The organism is Streptomyces sp. NPDC098789, assembly GCF_044759975.1.
Classification (GTDB): Bacteria; Actinomycetota; Actinomycetes; order Streptomycetales; family Streptomycetaceae; genus Streptomyces.
In genome coordinates, this window is record NZ_JBIWAJ010000025.1 from 72,082 (window position 1) to 91,404 (window position 19,323).

The 19,323-nt window shown below is 72.6% G+C and carries 22 protein-coding genes; 9 read left to right on the forward strand and 13 right to left on the reverse strand.

Features of this window, described 5'->3' with window-relative positions:
* The first annotated feature begins 96 nt into the window (after nucleotides 1-96).
* Nucleotides 97-1,122: a hypothetical protein gene (locus tag ACIQWR_RS35850; RefSeq protein ID WP_404018541.1), complete on the forward strand. Its 1,026-nt coding sequence runs from the start codon at nucleotides 97-99 to the stop codon at nucleotides 1,120-1,122.
* Between the two features lie 70 nt (nucleotides 1,123-1,192).
* Nucleotides 1,193-2,515, forward strand: coding sequence for an MFS transporter (locus tag ACIQWR_RS35855; protein ID WP_404018544.1), 1,323 nt, complete (start codon nucleotides 1,193-1,195; stop codon nucleotides 2,513-2,515).
* 10 nt (nucleotides 2,516-2,525) lie between these two features.
* Here the strand turns inward: ACIQWR_RS35855 and ACIQWR_RS35860 are convergent, their stop codons facing one another.
* From ACIQWR_RS35860 to tuf, 3 genes are all read right to left on the reverse strand, one after another.
* A complete protein-coding gene (locus ACIQWR_RS35860) occupies nucleotides 2,526-3,317 on the reverse strand; it encodes a spermidine synthase (protein WP_404018684.1) in 792 nt (263 codons plus the stop codon).
* A 76-nt stretch (nucleotides 3,318-3,393) separates the two neighbouring features.
* Nucleotides 3,394-4,239: a patatin-like phospholipase family protein gene (locus ACIQWR_RS35865; RefSeq protein ID WP_404018547.1), complete on the reverse strand. Its 846-nt coding sequence runs from the start codon at nucleotides 4,237-4,239 to the stop codon at nucleotides 3,394-3,396.
* A gap of 76 nt (nucleotides 4,240-4,315) precedes the next feature.
* Nucleotides 4,316-5,497, reverse strand: a complete 1,182-nt coding sequence (gene tuf, locus ACIQWR_RS35870) for an elongation factor Tu (protein WP_404018549.1) — start codon at nucleotides 5,495-5,497, stop codon at nucleotides 4,316-4,318.
* A 450-nt stretch (nucleotides 5,498-5,947) separates the two neighbouring features.
* On the opposite strand from tuf, the gene ACIQWR_RS35875 reads away from it, so the two are divergent.
* From ACIQWR_RS35875 to lnt, 5 genes are all read left to right on the forward strand, one after another.
* Nucleotides 5,948-6,667 (forward strand): TVP38/TMEM64 family protein, encoded by a 720-nt coding sequence (locus tag ACIQWR_RS35875; protein ID WP_404018552.1) that lies wholly within the window; start codon nucleotides 5,948-5,950, stop codon nucleotides 6,665-6,667.
* Nucleotides 6,668-6,715: 48 nt separating this feature from the next.
* Nucleotides 6,716-7,588 (forward strand): undecaprenyl-diphosphate phosphatase, encoded by an 873-nt coding sequence (locus ACIQWR_RS35880; RefSeq protein WP_399258979.1) that lies wholly within the window; start codon nucleotides 6,716-6,718, stop codon nucleotides 7,586-7,588.
* Between the two features lie 102 nt (nucleotides 7,589-7,690).
* Nucleotides 7,691-7,867 carry a hypothetical protein gene (locus ACIQWR_RS35885; protein ID WP_354381988.1) on the forward strand — a complete coding sequence of 59 codons (177 nt, stop codon included), beginning with the start codon at nucleotides 7,691-7,693 and terminating at the stop codon, nucleotides 7,865-7,867.
* A gap of 85 nt (nucleotides 7,868-7,952) precedes the next feature.
* Nucleotides 7,953-8,420: a nuclear transport factor 2 family protein gene (locus ACIQWR_RS35890; RefSeq protein ID WP_404018555.1), complete on the forward strand. Its 468-nt coding sequence runs from the start codon at nucleotides 7,953-7,955 to the stop codon at nucleotides 8,418-8,420.
* Nucleotides 8,421-8,480: 60 nt separating this feature from the next.
* On the forward strand, nucleotides 8,481-10,061 hold the full coding sequence (lnt, locus tag ACIQWR_RS35895) for an apolipoprotein N-acyltransferase (protein ID WP_404018557.1): 1,581 nt from the start codon (nucleotides 8,481-8,483) through the stop codon (nucleotides 10,059-10,061).
* On the opposite strand, the gene ACIQWR_RS35900 is transcribed toward lnt, so the two are convergent.
* Nucleotides 10,006-10,911: a Gfo/Idh/MocA family protein gene (locus ACIQWR_RS35900; RefSeq protein ID WP_404018560.1), complete on the reverse strand. Its 906-nt coding sequence runs from the start codon at nucleotides 10,909-10,911 to the stop codon at nucleotides 10,006-10,008. The genes lnt and ACIQWR_RS35900 overlap by 56 nt on opposite strands.
* Before the next feature lie 84 nt (nucleotides 10,912-10,995).
* Here ACIQWR_RS35900 and ACIQWR_RS35905 point away from each other — a divergent pair, with 84 nt between their 5' ends.
* Nucleotides 10,996-11,517 (forward strand): DinB family protein, encoded by a 522-nt coding sequence (locus ACIQWR_RS35905; RefSeq protein WP_404018562.1) that lies wholly within the window; start codon nucleotides 10,996-10,998, stop codon nucleotides 11,515-11,517.
* Nucleotides 11,518-11,624: 107 nt separating this feature from the next.
* Nucleotides 11,625-12,185 carry a hypothetical protein gene (locus tag ACIQWR_RS35910; protein WP_404018565.1) on the forward strand — a complete coding sequence of 187 codons (561 nt, stop codon included), beginning with the start codon at nucleotides 11,625-11,627 and terminating at the stop codon, nucleotides 12,183-12,185.
* Between the two features lie 72 nt (nucleotides 12,186-12,257).
* Here the strand turns inward: ACIQWR_RS35910 and ACIQWR_RS35915 are convergent, their stop codons facing one another.
* The 9 genes from ACIQWR_RS35915 to ACIQWR_RS35955 all read right to left on the reverse strand — a co-directional run bounded on the left by ACIQWR_RS35915 (nucleotide 12,258) and on the right by ACIQWR_RS35955 (nucleotide 19,269).
* Nucleotides 12,258-12,743, reverse strand: coding sequence for a hypothetical protein (locus ACIQWR_RS35915; protein ID WP_404018686.1), 486 nt, complete (start codon nucleotides 12,741-12,743; stop codon nucleotides 12,258-12,260).
* 133 nt (nucleotides 12,744-12,876) lie between these two features.
* Nucleotides 12,877-13,554, reverse strand: a complete 678-nt coding sequence (locus ACIQWR_RS35920; RefSeq protein WP_404018567.1) for a uracil-DNA glycosylase — start codon at nucleotides 13,552-13,554, stop codon at nucleotides 12,877-12,879.
* A gap of 87 nt (nucleotides 13,555-13,641) precedes the next feature.
* Nucleotides 13,642-15,225, reverse strand: coding sequence for an ABC transporter substrate-binding protein (locus ACIQWR_RS35925; RefSeq protein WP_404018569.1), 1,584 nt, complete (start codon nucleotides 15,223-15,225; stop codon nucleotides 13,642-13,644).
* 152 nt (nucleotides 15,226-15,377) lie between these two features.
* On the reverse strand, nucleotides 15,378-16,139 hold the full coding sequence (locus ACIQWR_RS35930; protein WP_354381997.1) for an SDR family oxidoreductase: 762 nt from the start codon (nucleotides 16,137-16,139) through the stop codon (nucleotides 15,378-15,380).
* Between the two features lie 20 nt (nucleotides 16,140-16,159).
* Nucleotides 16,160-16,921 (reverse strand): 3-oxoacyl-ACP reductase FabG, encoded by a 762-nt coding sequence (fabG, locus tag ACIQWR_RS35935; protein ID WP_404018572.1) that lies wholly within the window; start codon nucleotides 16,919-16,921, stop codon nucleotides 16,160-16,162.
* Nucleotides 16,922-17,085: 164 nt separating this feature from the next.
* The gene (locus ACIQWR_RS35940) at nucleotides 17,086-17,469 is read right to left on the reverse strand and encodes a DUF3037 domain-containing protein (RefSeq protein ID WP_404018575.1); all 384 of its coding nucleotides are present in this window, start codon (nucleotides 17,467-17,469) and stop codon (nucleotides 17,086-17,088) included.
* Complete coding sequence (locus ACIQWR_RS35945; RefSeq protein WP_404018578.1) at nucleotides 17,466-18,305, reverse strand: HipA family kinase; 840 nt, start codon at nucleotides 18,303-18,305, stop codon at nucleotides 17,466-17,468. The genes ACIQWR_RS35940 and ACIQWR_RS35945 overlap by 4 nt, the downstream gene beginning before the upstream one ends.
* 79 nt (nucleotides 18,306-18,384) lie before the next feature.
* Nucleotides 18,385-18,561: a CsbD family protein gene (locus ACIQWR_RS35950; protein ID WP_404018581.1), complete on the reverse strand. Its 177-nt coding sequence runs from the start codon at nucleotides 18,559-18,561 to the stop codon at nucleotides 18,385-18,387.
* 231 nt (nucleotides 18,562-18,792) lie between these two features.
* Nucleotides 18,793-19,269, reverse strand: coding sequence for a DUF6328 family protein (locus ACIQWR_RS35955; protein ID WP_404018584.1), 477 nt, complete (start codon nucleotides 19,267-19,269; stop codon nucleotides 18,793-18,795).
* Between the last annotated feature and the right edge of the window lie 54 nt (nucleotides 19,270-19,323).

Here is a 19,323-nt window from a genome sequence, read left to right on the forward strand (position 1 = left end):
GACGAGCGATGTTACCCACGAGTAGATGGGCTTGACCAGAGCCGTAACGGGACCGGACGTGGTTCCCGCGTCCCGCTCCCACTATCGTTACCGGCCATGTGGCCAGGACAGCAGCAGCCGCCCGGGGGCGAGCAGAACGCGCAGGACGCGCAGAACAACCCGTACCAGCAACAGCCGGGACAGCCGAATCCGTACCAGCAGCCGGGGTACGCGGAGCAGCAGCCCGGCTACGGGTACCCGCAGCCGGGCTACCAACAGCCCCCGCCGACCCAGCCGTGGGGGCAGGCACCGCCCCACCCGCAGGAGCCCGCGCGAGGGGGCAAGGGGTCGAGCCCCTTCGCGACGAAGACCGTCGCCATCGTGGCCGCCTCCGCGGTCGTGGTGGCCGCGGCCGTCACCGGAGCCTTCGTGCTGACGAGGGACGACAACGCCAAGAAGGACGTGGCCGACGACAAGCCCGCCGCCAGCTCCCCCGCCCCGGTCCCGCCGGCCGCGCCGACCGGCAACCCGCGCGCGGGCGGCGACGTCGCCCCCGTGATCCCGGGCTGGAAGGTGGTCGTCAACCCGAAGTACGGGACCGCCTTCGACGTCCCGGCGGACTGGAAGGTCGACGGCTCGGGCATGACCTACGGCATCACCGACGACTCCAAGAACGACGGCTCGCCGCTCCTGAGCATGTCCGCGCCCGCGGAGTACAAGGGCGAGTGGTGCAAGGTCGACTCCGACAAGAACGGCAAGGAGGAGTCCACCGCCCTGGCCACCACCGGCACCAAGGGCGGCCAGGGCGCCAAGGACACCGCCGAGGCGGCCTACAACGAGGCCGGCAACTGGGTCTTCGCCGCCTACGCGCAGAAGGCGCCCAAGGGCACCGTCAAGGTGGGCACGGCCAAGGAGTACACGACCCTCTCCGGCCTCAAGGGGCACATGGACACCGCGACCGTCAGCGGCCTGCCCAAGAAGGACAAGTGCGACACCGACGGCAAGTCCATCGCCTTCAGCTTCAAGACCACCAACGGCGACTTCTCCAGCTGGGTGCTCTACGGCCCGGCGAACGTCCCCGACGAGGTCAAGCCCGAGGTCTACGAGAAGATCCTCAGCTCGGTCCGGCTCACCACGGGATGACCTCCCGCTCCCCCGTCCCCGGACCGTTAATCCGTTTGGATTCCCGGTCCGGGGCGGGGATAGTCCGGGGGTGAGCTCCCGCCCCGCCCCCGGCCCCCCGTCCGCGCGCCGTCGCCGCCCCGCCTGGGCGGGACGCAACTACACGTTGCTGACCGGCGCGGCGGTGGTGACCAACCTCGGCAGCAACGGCGCGCTCATCGCGTCCGCCTTCGCCGTGCTGGAGGCGGGCGGCTCCAGCGGGGACGTCGGTCTGGTGACCGCCGCCCGTACGCTCCCCCTGGTCCTCTTCCTGCTCATCGGCGGCGCCATCGCCGACCGGATACCGCGCCACCGGGTGATGGTGGCGGCCAACGCCCTCAACTGCGTCTCGCAGGGCGCCTTCGCCGTGCTCGTCCTCTCCGGGGACCCGCAGCTGTGGCAGATGATGCTGCTCACCGCGCTGTGCGGCACCGGAACCGCCTTCTTCAGCCCGGCCGCCGAGGGCATGCTGCTCTCCAGCGTCTCGGGCGAGCACGCGAACCGGGCCTTCGCGCTCTTCCGGATGGCGGTGAACGGCGCGGGCATCGGCGGCGCCGCCCTCGGCGGGGCCATGATCGCCGCGATGGGCCCCGGCTGGGTCCTCGCGGTCGACGCGGTCGCCTTCGCGCTGGCGGGAGCCCTGCGCGCCTTCCTCGACGTCCGTCACATCGCCCCCAGGGAACCCGGCGGCAGCCTGGTGGGCGACCTGCGCGACGGCTGGGTGGAGTTCCGCAGCCGCCCCTGGCTGTGGAGCATCGTGCTCCAGTTCTCCGTCGTCGTCGCCGTCGTCGGCGCGGCCGAGGCGGTCTACGGGCCGCTGGTCGCCCGGGAGCACCTGGGCGGTCCGGCCCCCTGGGGGTTGGCCCTGGCCGCCTTCGGGGTCGGCACGCTGGGCGGAGCCGTCCTGATGATGATGTGGAAGCCGCGCCGGCTGCTGCTGGTGGGCACGCTCTGCGTGTTCCCGCTGGCGCTGCCGTCGGCGGGGTTGGCGGTCCCGCTGCCGACCTGGGGGCTGTGCGTGGTGATGCTGGTCAGCGGGCTGGCCATCGAGGTGTTCGGCGTCAACTGGATGACCACGATGCACCAGGAGATCCCGGAGGAGAAGTTCTCCCGGGTCTCCGCCTACGACTGGTTCGGCTCGATCTCGATGCTGCCCGTCGCCACCGCCCTCGCGGGTCCGGTCGAATCGGCCGTCGGGCGCACCAACGCGCTCTGGGGCTGTGCGGCCCTGGTCGTCATCGTGACGGCCGCCGTCCTCACCGTCCCCGACGTCCGCCGGCTGACCCGCAAAACGGTGCCCGCGCTCCCGGGCGGGCCCGCCGAGCCGGTGGGCGGGAGCACCCCCCTGGTCAAGGCTCCGGTCGACGCCCCCTAGGGCCTCGGGATCAGCCGATGCTGAAGGCTCCCTCGGGCGGTTCCGGCGAGGCCACCGCATCGGCGTCCCGCACGACCGCGGCCCGTCCGGCCAGCTTCGCCACCCCCGCCCCGTACTCCACCCGGGCCGGGAACGCGTCCGCCGCGCACGCCCGCGCCAGGGCCGCCACCGGCAGCTCCCGGGCGGAGCCCACCAGCACGGCGTTGCCGAAGCGGCGTCCGCGCAGCACCCCCGGTTCCGCGATCAGCGCCAGCTGCGGGAAGACCGTGGCGAAGTTCGCCAGCTGCCCGCGCAGGAACGCGAAGGGCGCCCCGTCGGCCAGATTGGCCACGTAGGTACCGCCGGGCCGCAGTACCCGGGCCGCCTCGCGCGCGTACTCCACCGAGGTCAGCTGGGCCGGCACCCGCGAGCCCCCGAACACGTCGGCCACCAGTACGTCCGCGCTGGCCGCGGGCGCGGCTTCCAGCCAGGCCCGCGCGTCGGCCGCGTGCAGCTCGATGCCGGCCCGCGCGGGCAGCGGCAGGTGCTCGGCGACCAGCTCCAGCAGCTCCCGGTCGAAGTCGACGACCTGCTGCCGGGAGCCCGGCCGGGTGGCGGCGGCGTAGCGGGGCAGCGTCAGCGCGCCGCCGCCGAGGTGCAGCACGTCCAGCGGCTCGCCCGGGCCGGCCGCGCAGTCCAGCACGTGCGCGAGCCGGCGCACGTACTCGAATTCCAGGTGGTGCGGATCGTCGAGGTCCACGTACGACTGCGGGGCCCCGTCCACCGTCAGCAGCCAGGCCCGCCGCCGGTCCACGTCCGGCATCAACCTGGCGGTGCCCTGGCCCACGTCCCGGATCACCGGGATCTGTTCGTCGTCCACCCCACCATTGTCGGGCAGCTCAGTGGGTCCAGACGGCCGCGGCCTCGGCCGCGTGCGCGGCGGCCTGCGCAAGGCCCGCCCGGGCCGCCGGGGCCCGCCGGGCCGGGTCCAGCACGTTGCGCCCGAAGACCTTGCGGGCCTCGGCGGACGGGGTGATCAGCAGCACCTTGGACCCGTCCGCGCGCAGCCGTTCGACCTGCGTGCCGGGCGAGGGCGAGACCCCGGTGCCCATGGCCATGGGCGCGAGGACCACCACGCGCCGGTAGCCCGTCGCCACGTCCGCGTTGGCGGCCGACCGCACGCCCCCGTCGACGTAGCGCCGCTCCCCGACGCTCACCGGGGGCCACACCCCCGGCACCGCGCAGCTCGCCGAGACGGCGTCGACGAGGCCGACCCCGCTGTGCCGGTCGAAGTCGGCGGCGGCCCCGGTCCGTGCGTCCACCGCGGTGACCACGAACCGCCGCTCGGGCCACTGGTGGGAGACCAGCCGCGCTTCCAGCACCTTGCGCCGGGCCCGCTCGTCCCCGGTGTCGGCGGCCAGCGCGATCTCGCCGACCCGGCGCCGGTAGGCCGTGGCGTCCCTGGCCCGCATCATGGCGACGGCGTAGCGGGCGACGAGCCCGGCGCCCATCTTGGCCGGGATCTCGCCGCCCGCTCCGGCGAGCTGGCGCTCGTACAGCTCGCGCGGGGTCAGCAGGCCCGAGGTCAGCTGGGCGCCGACGACGGAGCCCGCGGAGGTGCCGACGACGAGTTCCGCGGCGGACAGGTCGATGCCCGCCTCGGCGAGCCCGTAGATGATCCCGGCTTCCCAGCCGACCCCGGTCAGGCCCCCGCCGCCGAGCACCAGCGCCGTCTCGCCGCTCATCGCAGCCCCCGCTCATCCGTGTGTGGTGACGGCAGTCTGCCGCAGGCGGGCCGCCGTCACCACGGTGACCTTCGGGTCAGCCGAGAACGGACGTCACCGTTCCGGCGCCGACCGTCCGCCCGCCCTCACGGATGGCGAAGCCGAGCCCCGCCTCCAGCGGCACGTCCCGGCCCAGCTCGACGGTCATGGCGACCGTCTCCCCCGGCCGGGCGAGCGCCGCCTCGCCCAGGTCCACGTCCCCCACCACGTCGGCGGTGCGGACGTAGAACTGTGGCCGGTATCCGCTGGCCAGTGGCGTGGTCCGGCCGCCCTCCCGGGCGGACAGGACGTACACCTGCGCGGTGAAGCGCCGGCGCGGCACCACGCTGCCCGGGGCGGCGACCACGTCACCGCGGCGGATCCCGTCGCGGTGCACGCCGCGCAGCAGCAGGGCGACGTTGTCCCCGGCCTCGGCGGAGTCCATCGGCTTGCCGAAGGTCTCCAGGCCGGTGACCACCGTCTCGACCGGCTCCCCGGCGGCGCCGAGCAGCGCGACCCGGTCGCCCGTGCGGACGGTGCCGCGCTCGATGGCGCCGGTGACGACCGTGCCCCGCCCGGTGATGGTCAGGACGTTCTCCACCGGCAGCAGGAACGGCGCGTCCGTGTAGCGCACCGGCATCGGTACGTAGGTGTCCACGGCGTCCAGCAGCGCCAGCACCGCCCCGGTCCATCGCGGGTCGCCCTCCAGCGCCCCCAGTCCGGAGACCCGGACCACGGGGGCGGTGTCGCCCCCGTACCCGTTGGCGCTCAGCAGCTCCCGGACCTCCAGCTCGACCAGGTCGATCAGCTCGGGGTCCCCGGCGTCGGCCTTGTTGAGGGCGACGACGATGTGGTCGACGCCGACCTGGCGGGCGAGCAGTACGTGCTCGGCGGTCTGCGGCATGACCCCGTCCAGCGCGGAGACGACGAGGATCGCGCCGTCGAGCTGGGCCGCGCCGGTCACCATGTTCTTCACGTAGTCGGCGTGACCGGGCATGTCGACGTGGGCGTAGTGGCGGGTGTCCGTCTCGTACTCGACGTGCGAGAGGTTGATGGTGATCCCGCGCCGCGCCTCCTCCGGCGCCCGGTCGATCCGGTCGAAGGGCACGTAGGACGCTCCCCCGCGCTCGGCGAGGACCTTGGTGATGGCGGCGGTGAGGGTGGTCTTGCCGTGGTCGACGTGACCCATGGTGCCGATGTTGAGGTGCGGCTTGGTCCGCACGAAGGCCGTCTTGGCCATGACTGTTTCCCGTTTTCGCGTTGTCCGGTGACCGAAGGTGACCGGAAGCCTGAACGGGACCCCTGGATCCTGCCGACCCTCCCCCTGCGGGGTCCGCCGGACGATCCGGGAAGGGTCAGCTTCGTGCGCCGCCGAAGGGCGCCGGGAGTGCGGATGCGACGTCCGCTGCGGGGGGTGCGATGTCCACGACGGCAGCCTTCGGCGCGTCCGCGACTGCGGACGGCGCTGCGGGGAAGGGGTGCCGGAACATGGGACCGATCCTGTCGCAGCGCCGCCACCGCGTCGAACGAATTAACGGTCCCGCGACAACGGGGCGCCGCGTCGAACGGCCCCGCGCTCCGGCGGGGCGTCCGCGAGCGCGCCGCGCGCGATGCCCGGGGGCCCGGGTCGCTCCGCCGCATGAGGTCCGGATCACGGCGCCCCGACGGGCCCGTCGGTTAGTCTCGGCGGATGTCCCCCCTGCTTCTGGCGCCCTGGTTCCGGCTGGCCCTGCTCGTCGTGCTGCTGGTGGCGGCCGGCGTGTGCGTGCTGCTGTTCGAGCCCCAGCGGATGCTGTCGCAGGGCTGGACCGGTTCGCTCCCGCTGGGCACGGCGGTCCTGTTGTTCGCGGTGGTGTACGGACTGTGCACAGCGGCGTTCGTGCCGCGCCCGCTGCTGAACCTGGCCGCGGGAGCGGTCTTCGGCGCGCAGTTCGGCCTGGTGGCCGCCGTGGGCGGCACGGTGCTCGGCGCCGCCGTGGCATTCGGGCTGGGCCGTGCCATGGGACAGCGGGCGCTGCGGCCGCTGCTGCGCGGGCGCTGGCTGCTGGCGGCGGACGGGCAGCTCAGCAGGCACGGGTTCCGCTCGATGCTGGCGGTGCGGATCTTCCCCGGGGTGCCCTTCGCGGCCGCCAACTACATCGCCGCGATCTCGCGCTGCGGCTGGGTTCCGTTCCTGCTGGCGACGGCGCTCGGCACCGTCCCGAACACGGCGGCCTACGTGATCGCCGGGGGCAGCGCCTCCTCGCCCACCTCGCCCGTCTTCCTGGCCTCGCTGGGCTTCATCACCGTCTCCGGAGCGCTCGCCGCGGCCGTCGCGTGGCGCAAGAGGCACAAGCTGGCTGCGCCCCCTACGAGCGGCCTGACGCCACAGCAGACCCCAGTGGTCGGCGGGGTCACCCGGACGCCCTAGCATCGGACGCGAACTTCCCGACGATCACAAGGACGAGCGCACCCCGACATGAGCTGGTTCGAATCCCTAATCCTCGGTCTCGTCCAGGGCCTCACGGAGTTCCTCCCGATCTCCTCCAGTGCCCACCTGCGGCTGACCGCGGCGTTCGCCGGCTGGCACGATCCCGGAGCGGCGTTCACCGCCATCACCCAGATCGGCACCGAGACCGCCGTGCTGATCTACTTCCGCAAGGACATCGCGCGGATCATCTCCGCCTGGTTCCGTTCCCTGACGAACAAGGCGCTGCGCTCGGACCACGACGCCCAGATGGGCTGGCTGGTCATCGTGGGCTCGATCCCGATCGGCGTCCTCGGCATCTCGCTGAAGGACCAGATCGAAGGCCCGTTCCGTGATCTGCGGCTGATCGCCACGACCTTGATCGTGATGGGCATCGTCCTCGGCTTCGCCGACTGGCTGGCCTCGCGCGACGAGAAGGGCGGCAAGCACCGGGTCGTCAAGCAGCGCAAGTCGCTCAAGGAACTGGGCGTCAAGGACGGTCTGATCTTCGGTGTCGCGCAGGCGATGGCGCTGATCCCGGGCGTCTCCCGCTCCGGTGCGACCATCTCCGGCGGTCTGCTGATGGGCTACACCCGCGAGGCGGCGGCCCGTTACTCCTTCCTCCTCGCCATCCCGGCCGTACTGGCCTCGGGCGGCATGGAGTTGAAGGACCTCGGCGAGGGGCACGTCTCCTGGGGTCCGACGATCTTCGCGACGGTCATCGCCTTCGTGGTCGGCTACGCCGTGATCGCCTGGTTCATGAAGTTCATCACGACGAAGAGCTTCATGCCCTTCGTGATCTACCGGATCCTGCTGGGCATCGTGCTGTTCGTGCTGATCGGCATGGGTGTGCTGAGCCCGCACGCGGGCGAGTCCGCCGGCTGACGCACCGCGCACCCGCACGCGGGGGCCGCACGGGAACGTTCCCGTGCGGCCCCCGCGTCGTTGTGCCTGGAGGAACGGTGACACAGCAGGGGGTGCGCAGCCATGAAGCGAGTGGTGCTGGAGCGTTTTCCGGCCGGAAGTCCGTGGGGAAGCTGGCCGGCCGAGGAGTACGCCGCCCAGCGCAAGCACGAGGGGATCGCGGCCGAGGTCGTCATGGACCTCGCCAGCGACGCGTTCCTCGTCGTGGTCAGGCAGCGGGAGGCGCGCTCCGGTCACTGAGCGGCCCGCCCGCGGATCCGGGGCGTGTTCCGAAAGTAGTGCCGGGCGCCTTGGACTCGCGGGCCCGCTGTCCCACACTGACCCGATGACGCAGCGTGTGGAACTCGCGACGGTGATGGACCGGCTGGCGATCGATGCCGTGGTGACCGGGTACGCGGTGGCGGTGGACGACGGCGACTGGGCGGCGTACCGGGCCCTGTTCACCGCGGCGGGGCGGGCGGACTACAGCTCGGCGGGCGGGATCGAGGGGCCGGTCCACGAGGTCGCGGCGTGGCTGGAGGAGACGATGCGGCTCTTCCCCGTGCGCCAGCACCTGATCGTCAACCGGCGGATCGACCTGGAGACCCTGGACGGCTCGGCCGGTGACCGCGCCGAAGTGAAGGCGGACTTCCTGAATCCGATGCGGCTGGCCGGGGAAGACTCCGATGCCGGCAGCACGGCGCCGAACTTCGTGGCCGCCGGGCGCTACACCTTCGTGCTCGCCCGCACCCGCGACGGGTGGCGCCTGACCGGCGTCACGGTCCACGAGAAGTGGCGCCACCTGTCCGCCTGATACGGCGGCCCGCCTGTCCACCCGGGACCGGCGGCCGCACACTGGAAGCGGAGGCGCGCCATGCTGACCGACCGGCCCCGGTGGTGGCACGCGGTGGCCGCCGTACCGGCCGGGGCACTGCCCGCCCTGTCCTTCCCCGCGCCCGCGCTCTGGTGGTTCGCGTACGTGGCCCTGGTGCCCTGGATGCTGTTGCTGCGCGCGGCGCCGACCGGGCGGCGGGCCGCCCTGGTGGGGTGGCTCGGGGGCGCCGGCTTCATCCTGGCGGTCCACCACTGGCTGCTGCCCAGCCTGCACGTGTTCCTCTTCCCGCTGGCCGCGCTGCTCGGCGTGCTGTGGATCCCCTGGGGGCTGCTGGTACGGCGGTTGCTCGGCGGAGCCGTGGCCGCGGGGCGGGCGAGCGCCGCGCTGGTGCTCGTACCGGCGGGCTGGTTGCTGTCGGAGCTGCTGCGGTCGTGGCAGGGGCTCGGCGGGCCGTGGGGGCTGCTCGGGGCGAGCCAGTGGCAGGTGGCGCCGGCGCTGCGGCTGGCCTCCGTGGGCGGGGTGTGGCTGCTCAGCCTGCTGATCGTCGCGGTGAACTGCGCGCTGGTGCTGCTGGTCGCGGCGCCCGCCGCGCGGATCCCGGCGGCGGCCGGGGTGAGCGGATGCGCGCTGCTCACCGGCGCGGTGTGGCTGTGGCTGCCCGGGCCGACCCCCGCCGGTCAGCTGCGGGTGGCGGTCGTGCAGATCGGCCCGCAGGGGGCCGCCGCGGGCATCGAGCAGCGGTTCGCCACCGGCGAGCGGCTGACCCGGCAACTGGTCGGGCGGCGCCTCGACCTGGTGGTGTGGGGCGAGAGCAGCGTCGGCGCCGACCTGGCCGCGCGGCCCGACCTGGCCCGGCGGCTCGCGGACCTGTCGGCGCGGGTCGGGGCGCCCCTGCTGGTCAATGTGGACGCGCGGCGCACCGCCGACGGGAGCGGCGGCGCGCCCGGCATCTACAAGAGCGCGGTGCTGGTGGGTCCGCGGGGGCCGACCGGTGAGCGCTACGACAAGATGCGGCTGGTCCCCTTCGGCGAGTACATACCGGCGCGGGCGCTGCTCGGCTGGGCGACCTCGGCGGGCAAGGCCGCCACGGAGGACCGGCGTCCGGGCAACGCCCCGGTGGTGATGGAGCTGCCCGGCGCGGCCGCGGGGGCGGGGGTCCGGATCGGGCCGCTGGTCTGCTTCGAGTCGGCGTTCCCCGACATGAGCCGCCACCTCACCCGCGAGGGCGCGGCCCTGCTGGTCGACCAGTCCTCGACCGCCACCTTCCAGGGCAGCTGGGCCCCGGCGCAGCACGCGTCGCTGGGGGCGCTGCGCGCCGCCGAGAACGGCAGGCCGACGGTGCACGCCACCCTCACCGGCATCAGCGAGGTGCACGGCCCGTCGGGCGAGCTCGTCGGGCCGCCGCTGCCCGGCTCCGCCTCCGCGGCGCAGGTGTACGAGGTGCCGCTGGCCCGGGGCACCACCCTCTACGTGCGCTTCGGCGACTGGCCGGTGGCCGCGGCCCTCGGCGCGCTGGCGGTGTACTGCGCGGGCGAGGGCGTGCGCGCGCTGCGCGGCGGCTCGCTCAGGAGGCCTGTTCCAGAGCCGAGAGCACCACGCGCTCGCACAGCTCGTGGGTGAGCAGGGCGTCCCGGGCGCTGAGCGTGCGGCCCGCCGCGACGGCTTCCAGGAAGGAGTCCACGACCTGCTCGATGCCGCGCTGGCGGGCGACCGTCACCCAGTCCCCGCGCCGCCGCGTGGTGGGCTGGCCCTTGTGGTCGATGATCTCGGCCAGATTGACCACCTGCCGCTTGGTGTCCTGCCCGGAGACCTCCAGGACCTCCTCGGTGGAGCCGGAGAGCCGGTTCATGATGCCGAGCGCGGTGAAGCCGGCGCCGGAGAGCTGGAGCACCACCTGGTGCATGAGGCCCTCGCGGACCACGGCCCGTACGTCGACGTGGTCGGCCTCGCCCGGCAGCAGGAAGCGCAGGGTGTCCACGACGTGGATGAAGTCGTCGAGGACCAGGGTGCGGGGGTCCTCGGGCAGGCCGACCCGGTTCTTCTGCATCAGGATCAGCTCGCGCGGGTGGTCGGCGCACTGCACGTAGCCGGGCGCGTGCCGGCGGTTGAAGCCGACGGCCAGCGAGACGCCGCGTTCCTCGGCGAGCTCGACCAGGTGCCGGGAGGCGGCCAACTCGTAGGCGAGCGGCTTGTCCACGTACGTCGCGACCCCGGCCTCCAGGAGCCGCGCGACGATCTCGGGGTGGACCGCGGTCGGGGCGTGCACGAAGGCGGCGTCGAGGCCCTGCGCGAGCAGGTCGTCGAGGTCGGTGTGGCGGCGCGCCGCCGGGACGTGGTGCAGGGCCCCGATCCGCTCCAAGGTGGCCGGCGTGCGGGTCTGGAGGTGGAGTTCGACCTCCGGGCGTGCGGTGAGGACGGGCAGGTACGCCTTCTGGGCGATGTCACCGAGTCCGATGCATGCGACCTTCACGGGGTTCCTCCTCGTTCGTTCCGTCCAGTACCGCCCGCAGCTTAATACCTGGTGGGAGGGGCCTCCGTCGGCCAGTATCGGATCATGAGCACTCCTACGACCGACCGCACCGAACCCTCCACCACCGCCAACGAGCGGGACATGCTGGACGGGTGGCTCGACTTCCACCGGGCCACCCTGGCCTGGAAGTGCGCGGGCCTGACCGACGAGCAGTTGCGGCGGACCCCGCTGGAGCCGTCCGGGCTGAGCCTGCTGGGGCTCGTACGGCACATGTCGGAGGTGGAGCGGTACTGGTTCCGGGAGATCACCCTGGGCGAGGACCTGGAGGACCTCTACTGCACGGAGGAGGACCCGGACGCCGAGTTCCACCTCACCGAGGAGGACACCTGGGACGAGGCCGAGCAGATCTGGCGCGAGGAGATCGAGCGCGCCCGGCAGGCGGCGGCGGGCCGTTCGCTCGACGCGGTGTCGATCGGACGCAGCAGCCGCAGCGGCGAGCAGTTCAACCTGCGCTGGGTCTACACCCACATGATCGAGGAGTACGCGCGCCACAACGGGCACGCGGACCTGTTGCGGGAGCACATCGACGGGGCGACGGGCGAGTGACGCGGCCGCGCGGCCGAGTGGCAACCGGCCAGTAGCTGTCACCCGTGCGGGGTGAATATCGCCCGCGGGTTTTCGCAACCGGGTGTTCACACAGCAGAGTTGCGCGGGTGCATCCAACCCGAACCACGACAAAACTGCTCCTCGGAGTCGCCTGTGCGGTCTCGGCCGTCTCCGGCTGCGTGAGCGTGAGTCCCCACGCGCCGCAGCCCGCCGGGGCCGCGTCCGCCGAGCCGCCGCCCCCGCACCAGCAGCACGATCCGCACGGCGGCCCGGGGGCCGCGCCGGTGGTCGTCATGGCCCCCGCCCTGGAGGCGCTGAAGGCCGTCCCGGCCGGGCGCGGGCAGCCGCAGGCCGCGGCGGGCGGCGCGGCGCAGCGGAGCACGCCGGGCGGTGCGGCCCGGCCGGAGCGGGGGCCCGCGGAGGCGGCGCCCCCGGTGCCGGACATTCCGGAGCCCGCCCGCCCGCCGTCCGGGCCCGCCGTGCGCCACCACGGGCGCGGGCACGGCCACGGCGGCGCGGAGCAGGGGCCGCAGGCGGAGTTGGAGCGGCAGCTGATGCCCGCCCTTCCGGTGCGGCCCGCCGACGTGTGCGCGCTGGGCCGCAGGCACGGCGGTTGGCAGCCGGACAGTCCGGAGGCCAGGATCTGCGGGGGCGTCCACGGCGGTTGATCCGCTGCGGGAGCGACCCGTGTCGCTCCGCCGCGGGCGCGAGCCGTGCGGGCGCCGCGGGCGGCGCTGCCCCTACTGCTGGCCGGGGAAGGGGGTGGCGCGGGGACCCGCGTCCGGTCCCGTCCCGAGGCGCAGTTCGAGCCGCGAGATGGCCGCCCGTACGCCGTCCCCGTACCCGTCGTCGGCGAGCGCGCCGGTGGCCGCCCTGGCCCGGGCCAGGTGGATCCGGGCCGCCTCGGGGCGGCTCAGCTTGACGTAGTCGGCCGCCAGGTTCAGGTGCAGGGACGGGTAGAAGACCCGCACGGCCGAGTGCGGCTGCGGCAGGGGCAGGGGGATGGGTTCCTGCCGCAGCCCGTCGGCGGCGTTCAGCGCCCGCAGGTCCCAGGCGAGTTCGTCGGCCGGGTCGTCCTGGGCGTCGGCCATGTAGTGCGCGAGGGTGCAGCGGTGGAGGGCGGGGCCCTCCTCGCCGATCTCGTTCCAGATGTCACCGAGACGGTTGCGCGCCTCTTCCCGGTCTCCGGCGTGCAGCAGGATGATCGCCTGGCCGATCCTGGTCATGACGGCGTCCTCCGACGCCTCCTGCTGCTGCTCGGTCAATGCGGCCTCCGGCTTCCTGGTCGGACCCGCTGCGGTCCGATCATCCAGAAGCTAGCCGGAGCGGGCCGCAATGGCGCCGAGGCGCGGTCGGGCGTCAGCCCAGGTTCGGGATCCGCCAGTCGATCGGCTCATGGCCCTGGGCGGCGACGGCCTCGTCGATCTGCGTGAAGGGGCGGGAGCCGAAGAACTTCTTCGCCGACAGCGGCGAGGGGTGGGCGCCCTTGACGACCGCGTGGCGCTCCTCGTCGATCAGCGGGAGCTTCTTCTGCGCGTAGGCCCCCCACAGGACGAAGACGGCCGGGTCGGGCCGGGCGGCGACCGCGCGGATCACCGCGTCGGTGAACTTCTCCCAGCCCTTGCCCTTGTGCGAGTTGGGCTCGGCCTCGCGGACGGTCAGCACCGCGTTGAGCAGCAGGACGCCCTGCTCGGCCCACGGCATCAGGTAGCCGTTGTCCGGGACGGGCAGGCCCAGCTCCTCCTTCATCTCCTTGTAGATGTTGCGCAGGGAGGGCGGGGTCCGCACGCCGGGCTGTACCGAGAAGCACAGCCCGTGGCCCTGGCCGGCGCCGTGGTAGGGGTCCTGGCCGAGCACCAGCACCTTCACCTGGTCGAACGGCGTGGCCTCCAGCGCCGCGAAGACCTGCTCGCGCGGCGGGTAGACCGGTCCGTCGGCCCGCTCCTTCTCCACGAACTCCAGGAGTTCGCTGAAGTAGGGCTTGTCCAGTTCCTCACCGAGGACGGGCAGCCAGGACTCGGGCAGCAGCTGGGTCACGTCGACAACCTCCGGTACGCGTTCGTGCAACTGCTCCAGAACCTACCGGCACCCACTGACAACGGACCCGGCCGCCCCGTTCCCGCGCTACCAGCTGGTCTTGCGGGACAGTTCCCACATCTGCATGGCGGTCTGCGGGTCCAGCGCCCGCTCCCCGCCGGCGATGTCGTCGCGCGCGGCGACGTACAGCTTGCCCTGCCACAGGGGCAGCAGTCGGACGTCCTCGGAGAAGATCTGCTGCGCCCGCTCGAACTCGCGCGTGACCGCCGAGCGGTCGCTCTCGCGCCGGGACTTGGGGAGCAGGTCGGTGAGGATCTCGGGGTTCTCGTAGGGCGTGCCGACCGCGTTCTCCTTGCCGACGAACGGCGCGATGAAGTTGTCGGGGTCCGGGAAGTCGGGGAACCAGCCGCGGCCGAAGACCGGGTACTCGCCGCCCTTGTAGCCCTCCTGGAACTCCTTCCAGGGCTTGCCGCGCAGGGTGATGTTGAAGAGGCCGCTCGCGTCCAGCTGCCGCTTGAGCTCGGCGAACTCCGGCGCGGTGGAGGAGCCGTAGCGGTCGGTGGTGTACCAGAAGGTGAGCGGCACCGGCGTCGCGATCTCCGCCTTCTGGAGGAGCTTCTTGGCCTTGTCGACGTCCGGCTGGCCGAAGCGGTCGTAGAAGGGCGTCTTGTGGCCCACGACGCCCTTGGGGACCATCGAGTACAGCGGTTCCGCGGTGCCCTGGTAGACCTTGGCGACGAGCGCTCCGCGGTCGACGACCTGGGCGATGGCCTCGCGGACGGGGAGCTTGGCGACCGCCGGGTCCTTCGGGTTGAAGACCAGGTAGCGGATCTCGGCGCCGACGTTGTCGACGACCTGGATGCCCGCGGCGTGCGAGGCGGGGCTCTGCAGGTCCTTGATCTCGTCCGCGGAGAGGCCGCGGTAGGTCGCGTCGATCTGCTTGTCCTTGAGCGCCGCGACCATCTTCTTGGAGTCCGGGAAGTAGCGGATGGTCACGCCGTTGTTCTTGCTCTGCGCGAAGCCCTGGTAGTTGCCGTAGCTCGTCAGGACCGCCTCGGAGCCCTCCTTGTAGGAGTCGAGGACGTAGGGCCCGGAGCCGGTGACCTTGCCGTCCTTGCGGACCTTGTCGGCCGGGTACTCGTTGGGGGCCACGAGCGAGGCGGCGGGCGAGCCGAGCACGAAGGGGAAGGTCGCGTCGGGGGTCTTCAGCTGGAAGACGACCGTCAGCGGGTCCGGGGTCTCGATCCGGTCGAGGCTGCCGAAGAGGTCCTTGGGGCCGACCTTGGAGCCGATCTTGCGGATCCGGTCGAGGGAGTGCTTGACGGCCTTGGCGTCGAGCGCCTCGCCGTCGGAGAACTTCAGGCCCTTGCGCAGGGTGCAGCGGTAGGCCTCGTTGGCGGAGTCGGTGAACTCGCAGCTCTGCGCGGCGTCGGGCTGCGGTTTGGTACTTCCCGTGGGAAATGCCAGGAGTGTCTGATAGACGTTCCGGTAAAGCTCCCATGAGCCGTCCCAGGCCGCCGCGGGATCAAGGTTGCTCGGCGCGCTCGTCGTACCCACGACGATTCTTTTTGTCTGATCTGCGCTCGAATCCGAAATCAGCCCGCAGCCGGCGAGCAGGGATATGGACGCAAGGGCCGCAGTGATCTGCAGGCATCTGGTCCGGTTGAACACGTGCACGCTCCTCGATCGGCCAGGGGTGCGGCAGACCCTACCGCAGTGCCCCACGGATCCAATAAGGAGGTTCCGTGGGGCACTTGACCGGTTCCATGCATATTCGATATGCATTTACCACCCGGCCGGGAGCGCATCCGTCCGGTTATCGGTCAGCCGACACCGGCATTCAGAAAAATTCCTCCGTCGACGACCAGAGTCTGCCCGGTAATCCATTCCGCTTGCGCCGAGGTGAGGAATGCGGCGGCGCCGCCGATGTCCGAGGGCACGCCGAGCCGGCCGAGCGGATAGGCCGCCGCCGCCTCCTGCTCGCGCCCCTCGTAGAGGGCCTGCGCGAACTTCGTCTTGACCACCGCGGGCGCGATGGCGTTCACCCGGACCCCGGGGGCCATCTCGTGGGCGAGCTGGAGGGTCAGGTTGATCATCGCGGCCTTGCTCATCCCGTACGCCCCGATGAAGGGCGAGGCGGACACGCCGGCGATGGAGGCGATGTTCACGATCGCGCCGCCGTGGTCCTTCTGCCAGGCGTGCCAGGTCCGCTGGGCGAAGCCGAGCGCCGAGATCACGTTCGTCTCGAAGACCTTGCGGGCGACCCCGAGGTCCAGGTCCGCGATCGGGCCGAAGACCGGATTGGTGCCCGCGTTGTTCACGAGGAAGTCGACCCGCCCGAAGGCCTCCATCGTGCGCTCGACGGCGACCGCCTGGTGCTCCTCGTCGTGCGCCTTGCCCGCGACCCCGATCACCCGGTCCGCGCCGAGCCGCTCGACGGCCTCCTTGAGGGTGTCCTCGTTGCGGCCGGTGATGCAGACCCGGTCGCCGCGGGCGACCAGGGCCTCCGCGACGCCGTAGCCGATGCCCCGGCTGGCTCCGGTGATCAGCGCGACCTTGCCGCTGTCGATGCCGTTGTACGTCATGACGTACGCCCTGCCTCTCGTCAGTTGAGGGGGCCGCCGGCCACGTACATGACCTGGCCCGAGACGAAGCCCGCGGCCTCGCCGGTGAAGAAGGCGATGGCGTTGGCGATGTCCTGCGGACGGCCGACGCGCTGCACGGGGATCTGGGTGGCGGCGGCGGCCTGGAACTCCTCGAAGCCCATGCCGATGCGGGCGGCCGTCTGCGCGGTCATCTCGGTGACGATGAACCCGGGGGCCACGGCGTTGGCCGTGACGCCGAACTTGCCGAGCTCGAAGGCCAGCGTCTTGGTGAAGCCCTGGAGGCCCGCCTTGGCCGCCGCGTAGTTGGCCTGGCCTCGGTTGCCCAGGGCCGAGCTGCTGGAGAGGTTGACGATGCGGCCGAACTTGGCCTCCACCATGTACTTCTGACAGGCGCGGGCCATCAGGAACGCACCGCGCAGGTGCACGTTCATGACGGTGTCCCAGTCGGTGTCGCTCATCTTGAAGAGCAGGTTGTCGCGGAGCACGCCCGCGTTGTTGACCAGGACGGTCGGCGCGCCGAGCGTGCTCGCGATCCGCTCCACCGCCGCCTCCACCTGGGCGCTGTCCGACACGTCGCAGCCGATCGCGACGGCCTTGCCGCCCGCGGCCGTGATCGCCTCCACGGTGTCCTTGCAGGAGTCCTCGTCGAGGTCGAGGACGGCGACGGCCCGGCCCTCGGCGGCCAGGCGCACGGCGGTGGCCGCGCCGATGCCCCGGGCCGCCCCGGTGACGATGGCGACGCGCTGCTCGGTGGTGGACATGCTGGTTCTCCTCGCGCTGGGGATGCCCTGTCGGCGGCGCCCCCCTGGGTGAGCAACCGCTTAGTAGCTTCGGCTGAAGAGACGCTAGGAGCCCCGGCACCCGGTGTCAACGCCACCGGGCGCCGGGGCTCCTGGTGCCGTGACCGGAAACCCACCGGGCGCGGTCAGTACACCAGCAGCTCCAGCAGCCGGGCCAGCTCCGCCTCCGGGTCGGCCGTCAGCCCGGTGTGCACCGGACCGGGCTGTACGACGGTGCTGCGCGGGGCGATCAGCCAGCGGAAGCGCCGCCCGGCGTCGTCGCCCGCGGCCTGCCCGGCGGCGTCCCCGCCCGCGCACACGCCCGCGACCCCGCGCAGGGCGGCCCGCACCCCGGCCACGTCGGCCTCGGGGTCCAGGGCGAGGAGCTTCGCCTCGTCCAGGTGGACGCGCGCGGCGACGTACGAGTGCGCCCGGCAGTAGAGGATGACCCCGGCGTTGAAGCACTCCCCGCGCTCCATCCGGGGCACCACGCGCACCAGCGCGTATTCGAACACGTACCGCTCGGTCACCGGCTGTCGCTCTTCTTGTCGTGGGGCAGGGGGGCAAGGCGTTCGGCGAGCCAGCCGGGAGGCCCGCTGCGGACCTTCACCTCGGCCTCCATGGTGATCCGCTCGTGGATCGTCGCGGCGCGCGGCAGCAGGGCGTCCACGTAGGCGCGGCGCACGGCGTCGGTGGACTCGAAGCCCGGCTCGTCGACCAGCCACTCGTCCGGGACGTCGGCCGCGACCTCGGTGAGCAGCTCCCGCGTGACGAGGGGGGCCAGCTCGGCGGCGGCGGCAGCGATGTCCGGGCCGACCGGGGCCAGGACGTGGTCGGAGGCGTTGTACGGCTTGGCCGCCGCGGCGGTCGCGGTCGGCCAGTTGTGGTGCCAGATCATCGTGGCGCCGTGGTCGATGAGCCACAGGTCCCCGTGCCAGACCAGCATGTTCGGGTTGCGCCAGGACCGGTCGACGTTGTTGATCAGGGCGTCGAACCAGACGACGCGGCCCGCCTCGGCCGGATCCACCTGGTAGGCCAGCGGGTCGAAGCCGATCGACCCGGGCAGGTAGTCCATCCCGAGATTGAGTCCGCCGCTGGCCTTGAGCAGCTCCTGGACCTCCTGGTCGGGCTCGCCGAGCCCGATGACGGGGTCGAGCTGCATCTGCACGAGCGGTGGGACGCGCAGCCCCAGCCGCTGGGCGAGGCGCCCGCAGACGACTTCGGCGACCAGGGTCTTGCGGCCCTGGCCGGCTCCGGTGAACTTCATGACGTAGGTGCCGAGATCGTCGGCTTCGACGATCCCCGGCAGCGAGCCGCCCTCGCGCAAGGGCGTGACGTAGCGGGTCGCGATCACTTCGGACAGCATCCGCCCAGGCTATCGGGCGCGCGCACCGCCGGGCTCCCCGCCGGTCGGCGGGGAGCCCGGGGCGTGGTCCGGGGTCGGATCAGCCCTTGCGGTGCTTGCCCTGGAGGGCGTCCTTGGCATCGGACATGGTCTTCTTCGCCTCGCCCTTGGCCTGGTCGATCTTGCCTTCGGCGGTCAGCCGTTCATTGCCGGTGACCTTGCCGGCGGCCTCCTTGGCCTTGCCCTTCGCCTTGTCCGCGGTTCCCTTGTCGGCCATGGTGGCCTCCTTCACGTTTGGTGTGGATCGTGCGCCGCCCGGAGCTCCGGGCCGCCGCATCCGTACCTCTCACTGCGCCCCTGCCCCGTGCTTCCCGTCCCATTCGTCCGGGCGGCCGTCCGTCACGGTGCGTCGGAGGGGGTCCCGCCCTCCGGCTTCGAGCCGAAGTTCCCGTACCCCTTCATCTCGTGCGCGGTACGACGGCTGCCGTCGGGCGGCGAACGCGGCGCGTCACCGGTCGCCCTTGCCCCTCCTGCGCAGGAGCAGGAACGGCAGCAGCAGCCAGCAGATGACGAACCAGCCCGTGACGAAGCCGGTCAGCGGCCAGGCGATCCAGTGCGTGGTGGCGACGCGGAGCAGCAGGAGCACGGCCGAGGTGACGGTCAGCGCGAGCAGCACGATGCCCACGGAGACCAAATGGCCCGCCGCGTCGACGAGTTGCGGCTTGAGGTGCTGGCCGGCCAGCATCCGGTGGTAGGCGACGGGAGCGATCAGGGTTCCGGTCGCCAGGGCGCCCAGCGTGACCGTGACGACGTACAGCGTCCGGTCGAAGGCGGCCAGCTCGTGGAAAGCCGGCATGAAGGCGACGCTCAGCAGGAAGCCGAAGAGGATCTGCGCCCCGGTCTGTGCGACCCGTACCTCTTGGAGCGTCTCGTTCCAGCGGCGGTCGGCCCGCTCCGCCTCCGTCTCCTTACGATCGGCCGCCATGACGGCGTCCTCCTTCGCACCCGGGACCGCGGCCCGCCGGCGGTCCCCGTGCGC